14 protein-coding genes and 1 pseudogene are annotated in these 18,607 nt (G+C 43.0%); 7 read left to right on the top strand and 8 right to left on the bottom strand.

Features of this window, described 5'->3' with window-relative positions; all coding sequences use genetic code 11:
- Positions 1 to 119: 119 nt before the first annotated feature.
- A complete protein-coding gene (locus R7Q46_RS01280; RefSeq protein ID WP_005375829.1) occupies positions 120 to 1,085 on the top strand; it encodes an electron transfer flavoprotein subunit alpha/FixB family protein in 966 nt (321 codons plus the stop codon).
- Between the two features lie 67 nt (positions 1,086 to 1,152).
- Here R7Q46_RS01280 and R7Q46_RS01275 read toward each other — a convergent pair whose 3' ends face one another.
- From R7Q46_RS01275 to pdhA, 3 genes are read right to left on the bottom strand one after another with little or no spacing between them, the layout of a single operon-like run.
- Entirely contained in the window at positions 1,153 to 2,301 is a 1,149-nt protein-coding gene (locus tag R7Q46_RS01275) for a dihydrolipoamide acetyltransferase family protein (RefSeq protein ID WP_175413489.1), read from the bottom strand.
- Positions 2,298 to 3,281, bottom strand: a complete 984-nt coding sequence (locus tag R7Q46_RS01270) for an alpha-ketoacid dehydrogenase subunit beta (RefSeq protein ID WP_017634235.1) — start codon at positions 3,279 to 3,281, stop codon at positions 2,298 to 2,300. The genes R7Q46_RS01275 and R7Q46_RS01270 overlap by 4 nt, the downstream gene beginning before the upstream one ends.
- Positions 3,274 to 4,368: a pyruvate dehydrogenase (acetyl-transferring) E1 component subunit alpha gene (gene pdhA, locus R7Q46_RS01265; RefSeq protein ID WP_025998586.1), complete on the bottom strand. Its 1,095-nt coding sequence runs from the start codon at positions 4,366 to 4,368 to the stop codon at positions 3,274 to 3,276. The genes R7Q46_RS01270 and pdhA overlap by 8 nt, the downstream gene beginning before the upstream one ends.
- 65 nt (positions 4,369 to 4,433) lie before the next feature.
- Here pdhA and R7Q46_RS01260 point away from each other — a divergent pair, with 65 nt between their 5' ends.
- The 3 genes from R7Q46_RS01260 (at position 4,434) to R7Q46_RS01250 (ending at position 6,297) form a co-directional block, all read left to right on the top strand.
- Positions 4,434 to 4,628, top strand: a complete 195-nt coding sequence (locus R7Q46_RS01260; RefSeq protein ID WP_152560954.1) for a hypothetical protein — start codon at positions 4,434 to 4,436, stop codon at positions 4,626 to 4,628.
- 396 nt (positions 4,629 to 5,024) lie between these two features.
- On the top strand, positions 5,025 to 5,345 hold the full coding sequence (locus tag R7Q46_RS01255) for a DOPA 4,5-dioxygenase family protein (protein ID WP_005375836.1): 321 nt from the start codon (positions 5,025 to 5,027) through the stop codon (positions 5,343 to 5,345).
- A 325-nt stretch (positions 5,346 to 5,670) separates the two neighbouring features.
- Positions 5,671 to 6,297 (top strand): hypothetical protein, encoded by a 627-nt coding sequence (locus R7Q46_RS01250; RefSeq protein ID WP_318077234.1) that lies wholly within the window; start codon positions 5,671 to 5,673, stop codon positions 6,295 to 6,297.
- 350 nt (positions 6,298 to 6,647) lie between these two features.
- Here R7Q46_RS01250 and R7Q46_RS01245 read toward each other — a convergent pair whose 3' ends face one another.
- From R7Q46_RS01245 to R7Q46_RS01230, 4 genes and pseudogenes are all read right to left on the bottom strand, one after another.
- Positions 6,648 to 8,429, bottom strand: a complete 1,782-nt coding sequence (locus R7Q46_RS01245) for a sodium:solute symporter family transporter (RefSeq protein ID WP_031781211.1) — start codon at positions 8,427 to 8,429, stop codon at positions 6,648 to 6,650.
- 685 nt (positions 8,430 to 9,114) lie between these two features.
- Entirely contained in the window at positions 9,115 to 9,831 is a 717-nt protein-coding gene (locus R7Q46_RS01240; RefSeq protein WP_053307763.1) for a 3'-5' exonuclease, read from the bottom strand.
- Positions 9,831 to 11,683 (bottom strand): annotated as a pseudogene (locus R7Q46_RS01235) (putative nucleotidyltransferase substrate binding domain-containing protein). The gene R7Q46_RS01240 and the pseudogene R7Q46_RS01235 overlap by 1 nt, the downstream one beginning before the upstream one ends.
- Before the next feature lie 141 nt (positions 11,684 to 11,824).
- The gene (locus R7Q46_RS01230) at positions 11,825 to 12,544 is read right to left on the bottom strand and encodes a FadR/GntR family transcriptional regulator (RefSeq protein WP_005388529.1); all 720 of its coding nucleotides are present in this window, start codon (positions 12,542 to 12,544) and stop codon (positions 11,825 to 11,827) included.
- Positions 12,545 to 13,104: 560 nt separating this feature from the next.
- Between R7Q46_RS01230 and R7Q46_RS01225 the strand changes: the two genes are divergently transcribed.
- From R7Q46_RS01225 to R7Q46_RS01215, 3 genes are all read left to right on the top strand, one after another.
- On the top strand, positions 13,105 to 13,821 hold the full coding sequence (locus R7Q46_RS01225; RefSeq protein ID WP_213871164.1) for a FadR/GntR family transcriptional regulator: 717 nt from the start codon (positions 13,105 to 13,107) through the stop codon (positions 13,819 to 13,821).
- 188 nt (positions 13,822 to 14,009) lie between these two features.
- Complete coding sequence (locus R7Q46_RS01220; RefSeq protein ID WP_372584768.1) at positions 14,010 to 15,299, top strand: MATE family efflux transporter; 1,290 nt, start codon at positions 14,010 to 14,012, stop codon at positions 15,297 to 15,299.
- A 197-nt stretch (positions 15,300 to 15,496) separates the two neighbouring features.
- Positions 15,497 to 16,540 (top strand): polysaccharide lyase family 7 protein, encoded by a 1,044-nt coding sequence (locus tag R7Q46_RS01215; protein WP_213871163.1) that lies wholly within the window; start codon positions 15,497 to 15,499, stop codon positions 16,538 to 16,540.
- A 228-nt stretch (positions 16,541 to 16,768) separates the two neighbouring features.
- On the opposite strand, the gene R7Q46_RS01210 is transcribed toward R7Q46_RS01215, so the two are convergent.
- Positions 16,769 to 18,514 carry a hypothetical protein gene (locus R7Q46_RS01210; protein WP_318077233.1) on the bottom strand — a complete coding sequence of 582 codons (1,746 nt, stop codon included), beginning with the start codon at positions 18,512 to 18,514 and terminating at the stop codon, positions 16,769 to 16,771.
- Between the last annotated feature and the right edge of the window lie 93 nt (positions 18,515 to 18,607).

The raw sequence follows: 18,607 nt of genomic DNA, 5'->3' as shown, positions 1-18,607 counted from the left end.
TATCGTCATCTGCGTGACAGGTTTTTGGTTTCTATACAGAAAACTATAGCTCAGTTGACGTTAACGTGAAGTGGACTAAGCTCAAGTAATGGATCTGACGTGTTATATGAGGCATGACCATGGAAGACCGACCATTAGCAACACTTGTGCTCGCAGAGCATGACAACCAATCGTTGGCTGTAGGGACGCTGTGTGCAATTAAAGCGGCATTTGAGATTAAGGATGATGATAAATCGCTTCCTGTTTCTGTGTTGCTTATTGGTTATCAGTGCCAATCAGTTTTGGATGAGTTGAATTGCGTTCAGGGTGTTGCAGAAATTATCTGGGTTGATGCGAAGGGATATGAACATGGCTTAGCGGAAAATATCGCACCTTTGATCTCACAAGTAGCCAAAAACTACTCACACATTCTTTCTCCTGCCAGTACATTTGGTAAGAATGTGATGCCTCGTGTGGCGGCGTTGCTTAATGTTGGTCAACTTTCTGACGTGATGACAATCGAGTCTATCGATACGGTGATTCGTCCAATTTATGCTGGAAATGCATTGGCGAGAGTCACGTCGAATGATCCCTATAAAGTGATGACCATAAGAAGTACGGCTTTTGATGCCGCAGAGCTATCTGACACGCCAGTTGTCCCTAAGCTTACTCAAGTCGACACGGTGATTATCAATAAACTTAGTGAGTTTGTTTCGCAACAAACGCCAGAAAGTGAGCGACCAGAATTGCCAGCGGCTAGAGTAGTGGTGTCGGGGGGGCGTGCATTCGGGAGTAAAGAGAAGTTTGTTTTAGTAGAACAATTGGCTGACAAGCTAGGTGGAGCGGTAGGGGCGTCACGAGCGGCGGTCGATGCGGGCTATGTGTCTAATGACCATCAAGTCGGACAAACCGGCAAAATTGTTGCACCGGAGTTATACATTGCCGTCGGAATTTCTGGCGCGATCCAGCATTTGGCGGGAATGAAAGATTCCAAGGTGATTGTTGCAATTAATAGCGATCCTGATGCGCCTATTTTTGACATTGCAGATTATGGATTGGTCGGCGATTTGTTTGTGGTAATGCCTGAGCTGTTAGAGAAGCTGTAGATATAGTCTTGTTCCCTAAAACAAAAGGCTTCCAAATTGGAAGCCTTTATCATTTGATTTTAATAAGTTACTTTTCGCTCGGACGTTGCAGGTGCTCTGCAAGTACTTTCGTAAACCTTGCAGCTTCACCACCAGTACAAGCGCGATGATCAAACGTTACGGATAGCGGCATTGCTTTCACCGAAATTGCTTGACCATTTCTTATCACAACTCGGTCGAGTATTCGGCCCGCGCCGACAATAGCGACTTGTGGCGGTGTGACGACAGGTGTTGCGTAAATACCAGCAATCGCGCCGAAGTTGGAAAGCGTAATCGTCGCGTGCTGCAATTGCTCACGACCGATTTTTCTCTCTCTGATCCCTTCAACGGTTTGATCGAGCCAACGACGAACATCTTGTGGCTCGTATTCATCTGCGTGGCGCAAGACTGGTACGTACAATCCATGACGGCTATCTACTGCAATTCCTACATTGACCGTTGTGTGTACACAGCGTGTCATGGTTTCGGCATCAAACCAAGCGTTTAAAGCAGGCTCTTCTTTACACGCGTGAACAATCGCTTGAACAAGGCGGATACTGATATCTTCGTTTGGCAGCCAATCTTCCAACAACGCTTCTTCCGTAATGGTTACGGCGGCAACATGTTCGTGCGATTCGGTCATAGACGACACCATGGTACGTCGAGCGCCTTTCAAAACTTCGGTGCCTGGACGCTGTTTTCCGGCTTCGTCGTAAATATCGGCATCAACGATAAGTCCGTTCGGGCCACTACCTGACACGAGGTTAAGATCTACCCCAAGTTTTTGTGCCAACAAGCGAGCCGAAGGCAGGGCGGTAACGAGGTTACTTTCTGTCGTGTTGTGGTTGCCACCTATCCAGAAATCATCAACGTTTACATGATGCGCTTGGTGAGAAACGCTACCGACGACGGTTGCGGCGTCAGCAGTGGCTTTTTTCTCTGCCGTTACTTCTCTCCCGGCACCTGTTTCATCAATCTCTAGCAGTAATGCACCAATATTGACGATTTCACCTTCCTCACCATGACGGCTGACCACACGGCCCGAGTAGGGGGCAGGGACGTCTACCGTCGCTTTTGCTGTCTCTACGGTTAAGATCACTTGATCTAATTTAACCATGTCTCCGACATTAACGTGCCATTTGACAATTTCTGACTCAGCGAGACCTTCACCGAGATCGGGTAAATTAAACGTCTTCATTTCCAATCCTCCACGAGTTCGCGCGCCGCGGTCACAATGTCTTCTTCCTGAACCATGAAATAATCTTCGTTACGGTAATAAGGCATAATGGTGTCCATTCCAGTTACTCGTTTAGGTGGGGCTTTAAGTAAGCACATGGCATGTTCAGCGGTTCGAGCTAATAGCTCAGAGCCCACACCACAAGTTTTACTCGCTTCATGAACAACGAGTAAACGTCCAGTTTTTTCTAGTGAGCTGAAAATCGTCGCGGTATCAATTGGCTTAATACTCGCCAAATCAATCACCTCGACTTCAATTCCCTGACTAGACAAGGTTTGTGCGGCCTGAAGTGACTCTACGACGCATGCGCCCCAAGTAACGAGCGTGATATCTCGCCCCTTACGCAAGGTGAAGCAGGTGTCGAGTGGGAGTGCTTCGCCGTTATCAACGACTTCAGATTTAACGGTGCGATATATGCGCTTCGGTTCGAAGAACATGACGGGATCATTGCTTCTAATTGCAGCGAGAAGTAAGCCGTATGCGCGTTGTGGAGAAGAAGGAATCACCACTTTAAATCCAGCAGTGTGAGCAAATAGCGCTTCCACGCTTTCTGAGTGGTGCTCCGGAGCGTGGATACCGCCGCCAAATGGCGCACGAAAAACCGCGGGACAAGTGAGCCGACCGCGAGTTCTGTTACGCATTCGAGCCGCGTGGCACATTAAGTGCTCCATCGCAGGAAAAACGAAACCTTGAAATTGAAATTCGGCGACAGGTCGTAATCCTTGCGTTGCCATACCGACCGCAACCCCGCCGATTAAGGCTTCAGCGAGTGGCGTATCGATGACTCGTTTAAGACCAAACTCTTGCTTGAGTCCAACAGTGGCACGAAATACACCACCATTATCGCCCACGTCTTCACCTAATACGACAACATTGGGGTCTTGTTGCATTTCGTGGTGCAGGGCAAGGTTTACTGCTTCAACCAACGTTAGCTCAGCCATGTCTGCCTCCCTGCATTCTCATTGCCTTGTTGATGAGCTCATCTCTTTGTGCATGAAGTTCTTGAGGTAGCGATTCATACAAATAATCGAAACCGGTTTCTGGTGCTTGTGGCGGTAAGCTCAGATAGCGTTCAACAGCTAACTCTACTTGCTCTTTACAGTAATCTAGCCATTGCTGTTCTTGTTCGTCGCTCCAAGCGCCTTGATTAAGGAGGTACGTTTTAAGACGTGCGATAGGTTCGTATTGCCATGCAGTTTGAACATCATCTTCTTTACGATAACGAGTCGCATCATCGGCCGTAGTGTGGTCACTCAGTCGGTAACTCACCGCTTCGATGAGTGTTGCGCCTTTCCCTTTTCTTGCTCTCTCAAGGGCGGTTTTAGTTGCATCATAAACGGCGACGACATCGTTACCATCGACAGTAATACCCGGTATACCTGCACCTTGCGCTTTTTCTGATAAGAAATCGGCGGCACATTGGAGACTACGCGGCACTGAAATTGCCCACTGGTTATTGTTTACGACGAAAACAAGTGGAATATTCCAAGTACCTGCGCAGTTTATTGACTCAAGAAAGTCCCCTTTGGATGTACCACCATCGCCGCACATGACTAGCGCAGCTTCATGGTTACCTTGAATTTTTAGTGCGGAAGCCACCCCGACAGCATGCGTACATTGCGTCGCTATGGGTACACAGTAGGGAAGGTCTCGGCTAGGAACCGGACTGCCTTCAGGAGCAAAATCACTCCCGCGCTCATCGCCACCCCAGTATTGAAGGTTCTTTTCCATGCCAATGCCACGACACCACATCGCAGGCATATCGCGGTAGTAAGGAACAAACACATCATCGGCTTTAAGTGCTCTGCCGACCGCAATGCCTATGGCTTCCGCGCCTAAGTGTGAGGGATAGGTCCCTAGCTTACCGGTGCGTTGCAAGGCAACTGCTTTGTTGTCGTAAGTGCGAGTTAATACCATATCTCGGTAAAACCCGACCAATGTTTCAGTGTCAGCCCAGTTGGGTAGTTGGCCGACGAGGTCCCCACGATGGTCGATAAACCGATGCATGGGTAATGCCTGAACGTTCATCTCAAGCTCCTTTTGACGCTGCGGGTCTTTTGGACTGCAGCTGTTCATACAAAACCAGAGTTTGTATGGGTACTCAAACTCTGATATCAGCGCAAAGGCCATACCTAAGGTTGCGTGTGCTTTCGATAGCGGTAGGCATCTGTTCGTCCCTTAAACTATTTGTCGATAACATCGCTGCGATTATTTCACCGCAAGATACAGAGAAAGGCTTTTCTGTATCTAACCCTCTAACTAAATCGTGGTATAGCCAGATACAATAAGTGTAAACAAATTGTTAAATTATGCTTCATTTTGACTTTCGCTCAGTAGTAAAGTTTTGCTTACACCCTGATTTTGCAGAGTAATATGCTGCTATTTTGTTGGTGGCATTTTTAAACTCGAATTTAATTACTGGTTAATGAAACATATTTGCAACAAAATTTGGCTGTAAAATTTGACAAAGTGAGTCATTATTAATGAATCAACTCAAACAGTTGCTATATGATGAATTGCAAATTTTTGTTGTGCTCGAAGCCTCGACCTTATGAGAATGCATAACTTCTTCCCAACTGAGTGGAATCAAGGTAGGGTGACGGCATTACAAATGTATACCCTCGGCAGTCCTTGAGCTTATCCAAAGTAGGTGGTGCTCAAGCGGAAGTGATTATGGAGAAGTTATGTACCACGCTCATGTTTATTTTCCCCTAAGAGAACAAGATAAAGCGCAAGCCTTGAACGAGATCATCCGTCAAGAGCGTCAAGATGTGCTGCGTGTGTTTCCATTAGTTGGACGGTTAGTTGGCCCACACAAAATGCCGATGTTTGAAATTCATCTAGAATCATTGAGTGAAGAGTTCTTGGCGTGGCTTGATACGATTCGAGGCGATTTTTCTGTGCTTATTCACCCAGTAAGCGAAGAAGAGTTGCTCGATCACACAGAACGCGCGATTTGGTTGGGCAGAGAGATTGGTGTATTTGAAGAAAAGTTAGAGAAATAGTTGCTTTCTCGCCCATGCATGACCGCTTTGAATCCTTCTCTTCTCATTGCGGTCGCAGCTTCTGCTTAACGCCTCATCTTCATTGATGGGTGCGGAAACCCTCTCTTACGCTTTGCTGTAGCTATTTTTGTGCTAAACCTAAAAGTAGGCTTTCGAACTTCACGCACAAAGCGTGAAAATATCGCTGTTTAGCATGCCATTAAATGAATTTTGGTGGTAATAAAATAATAAGTCTTTGATAAATCAAATAGGTATAGCAGGGAAGTGCAGTTTACGACCCCAACGCCATTGGCAGTGGCGCCGATAATTTCTGAGGGGGAAGGGTATGTTTTCAATACTCTTGGTTATACTTGCACTCTATATATTTTGGCTGTTGTTTCGCAACGAGCCTGAGTTTGCCGGGCGTACCGCCCAAAAAAAACGTGACTGGGTAGGGCCTACCGCCAACAAAGAAGAATGGCGAGGATTTTGTAGGGATGTATTTCAGCCGTTCAGTTCTCAAACGACTTTCTACGCTATTGCTTATTTTGCCAATTACGTAGCAGCAGCGAACGCAATATCTTGGTCAACGATATACGAAGGCGATTATCCGGTCATCATAAGCCGATTTGGTAGCTACTTCATTTTAAGCACGCATGATGCACTGGTCGTAGCTGGGTTTATTGCGCTTGCTTTCTTTATCATTAATTGGCAACTTGCCATGCGCTGCTCTGGTATTCTTAGCCAGTATCTAGTGCGGATTCTTATTATTAATCAAAAGCGCTTTGTCGCGATTAGCTTGGTGTTTTGCAGCTACTTTTCGTACCTACTGACGCTTGGTATATTCTGGCTGTTCCATGATGGGTATTCAATCTGGCATGGATTAATGCTTAGCCCTGTGTTCCTATTGTTAGCTTTATTGGTAGCGGTTGTTGTGCCATCTGCAAAAAGAGAAAATAGTGTACCTAAGTAATCCCGAGATGGTTTGTTCAGCGGGAATAGTTTGGCTTGTAGACTAGGTAGTGATGTAAAGGACTAGCGAGTCTAAATCACGAAGTGGCAACAAAGTATACGAGCCGAGATCTTTACTTCATCAGGTATTTGGATGGCTTTGGGGCGTTTACTTAAGCAAGGTAGGCTGCACTTTTAACTCGATCAGATTATCACGTTCTGGTTTAGCCTTATCGAATGACAAAATAAAGCTGCAATTCGATAACCCTAGACAAGATGATATGTCTTCGTAAAAGGGTGAAGTGTTCGTACTGGGAACTTAGAATTAAAAAACGCGGCCAAAGAATAGCCGCGTTTATTAGAATAAGAGATTTAACTTTCTGTCACAGGTTCAGAGGCTTGTTCAGCGCTTGAATCCACAGCTTTTACAAGTAGTAGACCAACACCTCCGACGATGGCACCACATAGAATAAACACTAAGCGCCCCCATACTGGGTTAGGTAGCAGAGCCATAAACATGACACCTATACCTGCGACCGCGATAAGTTTACCCAGCATTTGACGTTGCTTGTTATCGAGTTTTCTCTGTGCCACTGATTCTGCTACAAGAGGCGTTGATAGGTTTTCAAAGAACTTATCGACATCTGCTTGGCGTTTGTCAGTTAGAGGCTTGTAGAATAGAGTCGACAACATGAAGAAGCCACCAGTTAGCGTCATGTGTCCGATTAGACCTATTGCTACTTTCACATCAGACCATTCTCGGCTAGTCAACTCCTCAAGGCCAAACGCCGATGACACCATATCAGCTGTGATAACAAACCCAACAAGGTAGGAAACGATGCCACCCACGACTAGAGTTCCCCAACCGGCCCAGTCTGGAGTTTTCTTGATAAAGAAGCCTAAAAACGCTGGAATTGTCATTGGGAACCCGATGAGCGCACCAACGTACATCATAGTGTCGAATAGACTCAGACCTTTTAGAGAGTTTATAAACTGCGCGATTAGAATAATTGCAACGCCAAATACCGCCGATGTTGCTTTAGAAACTGCGACTAGCTCTTTCTCTGATGCTTGGCCTTTACGAACGATCGGTTCATAAAAGTTCTTTACGAAAATACCTGAATTGCGGTTAAGACCAGAGTCCATAGAGGACATCGTAGCAGCAAACATTGCAGCGACCAGAAGTCCAACCATACCTGCTGGCATGTATTCTTGAACGAAGTATAGGTACGCGAAGTCGCCTGCTTTGTTACCAGCATCTGGATAAGCTGCCGCTAAATCAACACCTTGGCCTGCAATATACCAAGAAGGCATGAACCAAATGAAAACTCCACCCAGCATCAATACACATGCTAGCAAAGCTGCTTTTTTTGCATTTTTAGAGTCTTTTGCAGCTAGGTAACGGTAAGAGTTCAACATATTGTTTGTAATAGAGAACTGCTTAACGAAGATAAAGAACGCCCAAATACTAAAGATGCTTAAGTAGTTCAGGTTGTTACCTGCAACAAAGCTCCCACTTTCTGCGACTGGGAAGTTAGAGATAATTTCAGTAACGCCACCACCTTGAACAATAGCAACGGCTGCACATGTGATCGTTACCGCCATGATGATGACCATTTGCATGAAATCGGAGGCGATAACCGCCCAAGAGCCGCCAGTTACCGACATCGCAAGTACAACTAAACCGGTAATCCAGATGGTTGCTGTCATATCAAAACCAAAAATACCTGAAGCTATAATAGCGAGGGCGTTAAGCCATACACCTGCAGAGACAACACTGTTTGGCATCGAAGACCAAGTAAATACTTGTTCGTTTGTTGTACCAAAACGCATACGAATGGCTTCTATGACAGTTACGACGCGTAACTGACGAAACTTCGGTGCAAAGTAAGCGAAGTTCATGAAGTAACCAAACGCGTTTGCAAGGAAAATAATGGCGACAGCAAAACCATCATTGTAGGCTTTACCAGCGGCGCCAGTAAATGTCCAAGCAGAGAATTGAGTCATAAACGCCGTTGCTCCAACCATCCACCAAAGCATGTTACCGCCACCTCGGAAGTAGTCGCTTGTAGTACTAGTAAAAGTTCTGAACATCCAACCTATTGCGATTAAGAATAGAAAATAGATGCCCACAATGAGAGTATTGAGTTCCATCTTTAGACCTTTGAAGTAGTTTATTGTCCTAAGTAATAGTAACGTTCGCTCCCCTTATTTGTAGTACAATAACTCAAAATCGTGACCAGTAAGGCGTAATAAACCCTTTAATTAATCATACAAGTGATCGGTGTCAGATATTGCTTTTCTCTGAAGCTGCTAAAAGTGTCGAGTTTAGGCATGGGTTCTATGAATATACTTATAAAGAATCTTAAGTCCTCTAATAAGAATGGACGCGGATTTATGCATATCTGGCAGAGGGATATAACATCGATTGATGTAGGATTGTTAAAAAAAGCCCATGCAAGCCTGTACTGCATGGGCCAAACGGTACTAGTACCGCGAGCTGTCGGCTGAAGTTCGCAACAGCGGCTTTACATGATTACTAACCACTGCAGATGACGTTCGAGGGGACATCACCTGAATTCGGTTGTTTATGTAACGCTGCTAGATCTTCGACAATCATTGCGCACATGCAATGCTAAGCTCTCTAAAATGTAGTTATGATATGGAGCAACTAATCAGTTTACACTCGCTTTGATGTTGGCAAGTGACAATGGCTATTCGCTGCATTTTGCTAACGCCGACCCTATTAATGATATTGTATTATTAATTAAGGTAAATGCTGATGATACCAAATTGTGACAGAGAACATGTTTAGCAAATAGGCCTGTGATCTGGATGATTACAGGCTAAGCCGATAAAGGGGCCCGACTGTCGCTTTTGTCTGAGGTGCGATACGGGTTTGTTGAACTAATAGTAACTCTGCAGTTGCAATTGCATCTGCAAGTGCATTATGGCCGTTGTAAGCGGGTAACCCGTAACGTTCCCTTGTCGCTGCTAGAGTCACATCTGATTCATCGGAAGCATTGATAGCTCTTTGTAACCTTTTTTCTATTCGCAAGGTGTCTATCCAAATGAGCGGCAACTCTTTTATGTTGAAAACTCGCTGTAAATATTGATTAATAAAGCTAGTTTCGACTATACATCCGTGCGCAACAATAACTTTGTTTTCTGCTGCTTTAAAGAATGTCCGCATTGCTTCATGAATAGAGATTCCATCAGTCAGCATTTGTTGGGTAATATGGTTAACAACTATGGTTTCGGGCTTGATTTTTGAGTCGCTATGTACATAAAGGTGTTGGCTTGTTGCTAAGTCAATATGGCTTTGTCGAATCTCTACCCAGCCCATGGAAAGAATGACTTCTTCCTCACTGTCTAAGCCAGTTGTTTCAAGATCAAGAACGATGAACTCAGTGTCAAAAGCTCGTTGATTTATGTCCAGATTTGGCGAGCGAAGCAGCTTTTTAAGATAAAGAGGGATGTGCTTCTTTTTAGAGTGCTTTTGTCTCTGACGATTTTTTCGTGTCAATGGATGAAAGTACTCAAGTAAGCGCTTCATTATCGGCTCCCAAAACGGAGTTTGGCGACTTCTTGTAGATCTGCAATGATGCGGAACGCGTCTTTTAAATGTTGACGTTCAAAACTACCGAACGTATTGGGGTCAATGTGGTTATTTGGCTCATCTCCACTTTTTAGTGCTTCTAATTGATGGGCAAATCGAAACGACAAGATGAATTGATATGCGTTTATTATATTTTTGTACGCGTCATGGCTGAGCAGCCCTTTTTCGTTAGCTGCTTTAAAACGCTCATCAGTTGCAGTGAGGTCACATTCAACTGCAAGACCATAAATCCTTGCAAGATCAATGATTAGATTAATCGCGTATTTTTTTACGTCGAGCGTTTTCTTGTTCTCTCCCGATTTTTGTAATACTAGGCTATTGAATATTCCTAGCGGTGGGTTTGTTTTCACCGCATCGTTAACTAACATCGTAAGGAATTCTCTATTAGCGTTGATGTTAGAGTGAAGCTCATCGCGAAGTATCTGTTCAAAGTCTTTGTTTCCATAAACGGTTCGGATTTCTAAAAAGACACTGATATTGAGGAGGCGCTCGTATTCAGGATTTGCCACCCATTTCTTATAGTACTTTTTCCAAACAGAGAGAGGCTGGCACCATTTAGGGGTCGCTGCCATAAACTTCCCTGGACACAATGGATAGTTACATTTATTCAGGCCATTACTTACTATCATTGCTAAATGTTTGAAGTAGATACGGTCGTTATCTGTTGCCGAATCATCTAATACGATGGCGCTATCTTGATCTGACAGCATATGTACTTCTTGGCGAGCATGAGAGCCTGCCACAATCCAAGAGAAGTCACAGGGAGGTGTTCCCAACTTATCAATGGCTATTTGTATTAACCTACGAGTGTACGCATCCATAATCATGGTCATCACTTTACCAATGATTTCTGGTGAAACCCGTCCTTCGACTAATGCTTCAAAAATAGCTTGGCGCTCAGACGTAAAACTAGACAAAGCTTTGACACTGCCAGCATATTTGATCTTTTCAATTAAAAATATTGCTTGGACTCGATGGTTTTGAACCAAGTGCGTTGTTGTCAAAACGCCAACGACGTTATTGTCTCTGACTAGGGGTAAATTTCTTATGTTGTACTGCATCATAATGGAGGCTGCGTGTAGAACTAAATCGTCAGGATGAATTGTTTTAGGATCAGGCGACATGACTTCGACGACTGGTGTTGAGATGCTTAATCCTTTGGCGATGACTCGCTTTGTCATATCTCGGTCGGTAATCAGTCCAACTATTTTATTATCACGATAAACGACAGCGCAGGGAGAGCACTTATCGATCATCTCGTTGGCGACTGACTGAATGGATTGCTCAGCGGTTACAATTGCAACTCGACCACTAGCAACTTCCTCTACACGCCGAATAAACAACCCTTAGACCACACGACATCTAATGCTGACTTTAGCCGTACTTGAGCTTGTGATGCAAAATGTTCAGCACATTCAGGATGAGAAGTGCACAACTTTTTCAGCGCAGCATTTGGAATTACATAAACTAATGAATTTTCGATTGCAATTGCTTTGTATTCTTTTCCGCTTTCGACTTCGTTACCAAGAAAAGTGAAGCCAAACAAATCTTCCGGACCAAGTTTAGCTCTCAATATGCCATCAGATTTACGCTGTTCGATAGAGCCAGTTCTAATAATATAAAGTGACTTTTCGTTCTTAGAAGAATACTGATCAACAACATCCCCCTTGCTTAAATAAGTGATCTTAACAGATGAAGCAAGCTCGCGAAGTGCACCTTTAGGTACCTTGTCAAACGGATCAATCTGGCTGATAAACTGTATGATATTTGGCAGTAGCGAGTCGGTCATAACACAACATTCTCAAAATACATTTGTATTACTATATATCAAAATGTTGATGGTGTGCCATAAAGAATGGAGGAAACGAAATTAAAAAAGCACGCGAGATGCGTGCTTTTGCCTAGTTATTAGATCGCCCAAGCCCTAAGCTTAACTGGCTTCAGGTAAGCGATGTTTTGACTCCAACAAGTGGTTAGCCGAAGCTTGACGTGCTTTTTCAGCATTGCCTGCCATTATTGCTTCATAAATCTCACGATGTTCTTCGATGCACGTATTGCCTTCCTCAGATGAGTGAGCAATAAAGTTAATGAACATTGTAGTCAGAACATGCCCAAACGGTAAGAAAAAGTCGTTTCCGGTTGAGTTAAAAATAATGCTATGGAAACGAATATCTACATCCATCCAGCGCGCTTTGTCCAGTTCGTCTGCTTTAGCGACTTCCAACATATCTTGGAATGCTTCTGATAGCTGAATTCGCTGTTCCGCAGTGGCATTTTTCGCTGCGAGTGCACAAGCTTCAGGCTCTATCGCGCGTCGTAACCCCAAAAATTGATGACAGAACTGATCTATCTCTGTTAGACCGTCCATCCATTCAATTAATTGTGGGTCTAAAAAGTTCCAGTACGCTCGGTTGATGACTCGAGTACCAACTTTTGGACGTGACTCGAGTAAACCTTTTGATGTTAAAAGTTTTACGGCTTCACGCAAAGCTGTGCGACTGATACCAAACTGTTCACACAGGGACATTTCTCCTGGAAGAATGGACCCTTGAGGGATCTTGCCTGACAAAATGCTACGAGCAATTTCGCGAGCTACTTGCACATGTAAGCTGCGCTTGGAACCGGAGATAGAATGAAATTCACCAGACATAAAATCACTTATCGTTAAAATTGTATTATTTAAGCTTGGACTATATCATCCAAAGTGTAGCTCACCAAGAAGATGTTTACGTAATAACAGCTGTCTTCACAAATCCATTTTGAATCTCCGACTGCTTTATGAAGCCTTCATGATTATGATACTTAGCGTATAACAGATGAGGCCACCGATTCTTACATCATTCCTTATTTATTTGTTAGCTCAATATGTTAGTTAACTCTAGTCGCGCCTACTTATTGTACTCACTGATTTTCAATACACAGCACACAATTTGAATAGAAGATCAGGTTTCTTGTTAAATAAAGTGATATTGTATTATTATATACTAAAGATCGGTGTGCATGATGTTACTACTCGACCATTCAATATTGAGTTTGGCCAATATACCTCGCGAGTAAAAATCATATTCATAAGATCGTTAGATTTTAGACGCTAAATAACAGTGCTTTACATTTACACAGAAAGTCTCCGCCTTCAAAGCGTGTTTCATTTGGCCTTTTCTAATTATTAGTTAAACAAGTCGTTTAGGCTGTTGGCAATGAGGAATATAGATGGCAGAGTTTTCACTTCTCGGGAATTCAAATCACAAGATACATGTACAAGTAGCAAGACAGATTTCTCGCAAAATATTGTCAGGAGAATTAAGTCAAAATGAGAAACTCCCGAGTGAAATAGAGCTGTGTAAGTTGTTTGGTGTTAGTCGGACAGCACTACGAGAGTCGACGAAGTTGCTGTCTGCTAAAGGCTTAATTATCTCTAAACCAAAAGTTGGAACTACGGTACTACCAAGAAATTATTGGCATTTTCTTGATCCTCAACTCTTAGAGTGGATCCAAGATTTAGAAGATACTAAGCCGTTTCTATCTCAGTTTTTAGGATTGCGTAAAGCTATAGAACCAGAGGCGTGTGCGCTGGCAGCCCAAAATGCCAATGCTGAGCAAAGAAAGCTGTTGTCAATTGTATTTCAAAGAATGACGATGGCAGCACGATGTCACGATTATGATGAGTGGATTGCTAACGATCATTTGTTTCATCAAACGATATTCCTTTGTACCGATAATCACTTCTACGTTCCCTTCAGCAATATACTTTCGACCATATTTAAGGTGTTTATTGACAAGTCAGTTGAAGGAGGGAGGTTCTGCCTTAATGAGCACCGTGCAATTTATGATGCAATTATGGTCGGAAACTCATTTCAAGCTCGTTTAGCCTCTCAAACGCTGTTAAATGATGAGAATCAGAGGCTTTCCGACGCCGTGAATAGTTAAGAGCTTGCGTACATTTTATTGACTAAAAAGAGTTTTCTGTCGTTTCTTTTTGTCATGAACTTTGCCTAATGACAGAGTTCTTTAGTTTAAACGTTTAACCTCATTACAAAGGTTTACTAATGTTTTCCCAACCATATATAAAGAAAAACTTATCTCTTGCTTGGCCGCTTGCTCTTAATGCTTTGTTGATGCAATCAATGCTTATGATTGATACGCTGCTTGTTACGCCATTAGGTGAAGTTTCACTTGCTGCTATGGGGATTGCTACAACAATAGTTTCTTTTGTTTTAGGTATCCAAATGGCTCTAGCAAATGGGTCTCAATTGGTACTTAGCCGTGCCGTAGGCTCTGGTCATTATCTATCGTTAAATAAAGGTTTCTGGGCAGCTTTAGTTATCAACGTTCTAGTCGCATCCTTATTCTGGCTGTTGATTACTGTCTTTGATGAAGCGTTAATCAGTAAGTTGACGGATAACGTTGATCTCTATGCGGAGACAAAATGCTACCTTGCAATTGCTAAGTTCATCGTCATATTCAATGCCATTACTCAGGTTATGATTGCGGTGTTCAATGCGCTTGGACGGACCAAAGTTCCATTTAAAGGCTATTTGATTGAATTGCCAGTCAACGTGGCGATGTCTTATGTTCTGATTCACGGCCTGACTAATTTTGAAGGTATTGGCGTTCAAGGCGCCGCGGCGGGTAGTTTGGTTGCTATTAGTATTCGGCTGTTATATTTAACCATGTGCATTAAGCTTGATGATTCTATCATCTTGTCTATTAAGAAGCTTGATGCGTCATTGAAAAGCAATATACATAAGCATTTTAAAGAGATTTTCCCCGTCGCGGCGAACGTCACAATGTTACAAACTGGCGCAACGATATACATGTTGCTGTACTCGCAACTGACCTTAAATGCTTATGTCGCTATGACTATCGTGATGCCTTGGATCAAAGCGGGTACTCAGTTCATTACTGCTTGGGCGCATTCATCGGCAATCACGATTAGCCAAGCAATTGGATCAAGAAAAATGGATGAGCTGCGTAACAATGTCGATATTAGTATTGATATGGCCGTGATGATCTCGTTCGTTTCAGCATTTTTCTTTTTTGCACTTAGTTTCGTTCTTCCTGATTTGTATCCCGACTTAGACCCGAGTACTTACAAAGCGTTATCCGCGATTGCTCCACTTTACATACTGCTACCGATAGTACGTGGCTATAACACCGTTCATGGTCATATTTTGAGAGCGTTAGGTAAAACAACGGAGGTGTTTAAGATTAACTTTACCGGTCAGTGGGTAATCTCAATACCGTTATGTGCTTTGATGATTTTATACTTGGACCTTTCAGTGTTTTGGGTGTTTGCAATCATGCCGTTTGAAGAAATTGTTAAGGCATGGCCATTTAGGCATTTAGCACGTAAGTCTCTGAAAGGTTTCGATATTAATAAGGCAGACAAGCTAATGTACGATTGATCCTATGACTTTCGGATTAGGTCGAAAATATTCGTAGATGCTATGGACTAAAGAGGAGTATGTCTAGCTTATCATTTTGGCGTTTATCGAGTTTATAAATTGTGATCAATAGAGCACATCATAACTTCTTTCCTCGAATCATTCCTTTGCAAACCTTATTATATGTATGACAATATTACATATAATAAGGTTTGAACATGAAGCTCAATCTACTCGTAGCCGCAATGGCTGTTACCTTACCAACTCTTGCTATCGCTTCTGATTTAAATAATGGCGTTGATTATCCAGTCCCTGCCGATAAATTTGATATGCGAAACTGGAAGATCACTATTCCTTCCGATATCAATGAAGACGGAAAAGTGGACGAAATCGAGGGTGTGGCGATGCTGAGTTATTCACACAAAGATTTCTTCTTCTTGAACGAAGAAGGCAACTTGGTGTTTGAAGTGCAGAATAAAGCGGTAACGACAAAAAACTCGAAGAATGCACGCTCTGAACTACGTGAAATGCCTCGTGGCGCTGACTTTTCTATTCAAACCGATGATTTAGCAAACCATTGGGCTTTATCGAGCCACCCTCAGGCTGCTAAACACAGTCGTGTAGGTGGAACGTTGGAAGCGACCTTGAAAGTGAACCATGTTTCTGAACACGCCAAATTTCCAGAGAAAGGGCCTGCTCATTCTGTTGTTGTCGGTCAAATCCACGCGAAAAAAATTGATGCAAAAATAAAAGAGGGTAAAGGTTATGGACATGGAAATGAACCCATTAAAATCTTCTATAAAAAATTCCCAGAACACAAAATGGGCTCTGTATTTTGGAACTACGAGCGTAACCTAGCGAAGGAAGATCCAAATCGTATTGATATTGCATATCCAGTATGGGGAAATACTTGGGATAACCTTGAAGAACCAGGCCAAGCAGGTATCGCTCTTGGTGAAGAGTTCAGCTACAAGATAGAAGTTCAAGGAACTATGATGAACTTGACGTTTGAAACAGAACGCCACGAGACAGTGACTTATTCCATAGATCTCAGTAAGGGGATTGATAGTAAGGACTTTGAGCATGGCTACGCAGAAGACATGTTCTATTTTAAAGCAGGAGCTTATGGTCAATGTAGCGTCAGTGAGTCTCACCCTGTGTGGGGTACAGGATGTGCGGGCACCGGTGATTTTTCAGTCGACAAGAAAAACGGTGACTATAACAGCGTGACATTTTCTAAGCTCAAGCTAAATCAAAATTGAAACTAATAGAAAGCTAAGAGCTACTCGATTTCTACTTAAGCCTCATCGATTTGATGAGGCTTTTGTTTTCAGTGGAATTCTTTAAAAGGTAAGAAACAAGATAGAGCAAGCAATCACTGGGACTGGCTTGAATTTAGAGTATTGTGTTGAATTTTGTTCTTCTGAAGAGGTAAAAAAATAAAGCCAGGCTCGAAAGCCTGGCCTAGTATCAAGTGCTACAAAATAACACTAGAGTTGCTTTGAATCGATGTTATCGAAATATGCTTTTGTTGAAGCACCACTTGTGTCCCCTACATAAATAGTCAGTTGTGATGGTGTATTCGTTGCGTCTAAGCCTGTTTCGGACTGACTTGGCGCATCAACCGTTTTTCCATTAATAGAAACGTTAATCTCATCACCATCCCAAGCTAGGGACATTGAGCTCCAAGCGTCAGTCGTAATAGTGCCTATTTCTACGTCATCTGATCCTGCTTCGGCTTCAACTTTACCACTGCCCGAAATTCTCAATTCGTAGTAACGATCTGAGTTGTTTTTACCTGAGCCAACATTAATGTATGTAGTTTTTTCGTTGTCTGACGGAATGTAAACATCGAATGACACGCTACCGTTTGATGTTGCTCCGTTTGAAAACTCGCGCGTAACGTATGGTTTGTTGGTCGTATCTGTGTCGGATATTAGCAGAGAGTTAGTGCCGCTCTTTGATACGTCATCACTTACTACAGCCACGGAGGTCAAGGTGGAGGAGTCATCAGCAACCGTATTGTATTCTTTCCAACTAGAGTTTGCTGAACTGATATTTGTTCCTACTGGGTATGAGTCAAAGTTTTCACTCACGTCTTCTGACGGTTTATCAGGATTAGAACTTCCGTCTGAAATGACAACCGCTTCGCTTGATGCACTATTGTAAATTGTCGCAAGGTCTAAGCCTGGAATGTAGTTGTCAAAATCCTCTTCTAGAACCAACACTTCAGAGCCCGAATCACTAGAGTAAATCTTCAAGTTGTCTGCATTTAATTCAAAGTTTGTAGTGTTGCCATTATCACCTAGTCTCAGTGATACATAGGTTACAGCGGTGCCATCAGCGACAGGTAACATTTCACCTATTTGTTTACCGTTAACCGAAAAAGAGAAGAAGTTTTCTATCCAACTGACTTCTATCGCGAGGTTTTCACCTAACTCAAACGTGTCGCCTGTTTCCGTCAAGTTTCCACTTGCATCGCGGTATTTGATTTTGCCGTTTTCAAATGCCACTTCGCCATGCAAGTTGGAATTCGAGGTTTTTGCTGCATAAAATGAGATGTAAGCATTGTCACCAGAACCGTCGGCTTCCTGTTCTGTTTCTTCATGATGCTGGTAAGTTAGATCTACAGTTAGTCGGCCTGTTGAAATTTCTGAAACACTCGTTGAATCAGACAGCTTGATTCGTAACTCACCGGTGTCTTCTTCTGTTCCACCTTTATTGGTATCCAAAATTTGTACGACGTTGTTATCGCCAGCGTCATTATTTGCCGCTGCAACTGCATCTTTCACCGCATCGTTTGCTGATTCATCGTTACCGGTGAAGTTTCCGTCATTTGTTCCTGAGATGGTTAACATGCCGTTTGAAACTTCATAAGTCCCTGTTAACTCGGTAGGGTTACCTAGATCGCTCTCGTCATAAAGGTTGAATGTAAGCGTCTCTGTATCTTTATCTTCGGTATAAGTTGAAGTGTAGATTGTGTAAGTACCGAAGTTATCATCATCGTTATAATACTTTTGCGTACCGTCTTCAAAGACATAGACGTTTGGCAGGTCGTGCTCATCATCGGATTTCGCCACAGTGGCTGGTGTTGAAATATCCCACATACCTTGGCTCAACTCAGACTCAGTTTCTGTTGGTGGGGGAGCCGATGGTGCATCCCTTAAATCAGTGTTACATCCGGTTAACAAACCTGTGGAAATAGCAATTGCTGCTGCAATTTTTGTTACTTGCATGGTAGGTACTCACTTCTATGTGTTTTTATTTATGTAATATTGTTAGACAAATAGTTTCTGTCATCTAGATGGTTTTATCAATAGAATGATCCG

The organism is Vibrio sp. 811, assembly GCF_033339195.1.
Note: the sequence above shows the minus strand (reverse complement) of the source record. Positions and strands in the feature narration are given on the sequence as shown.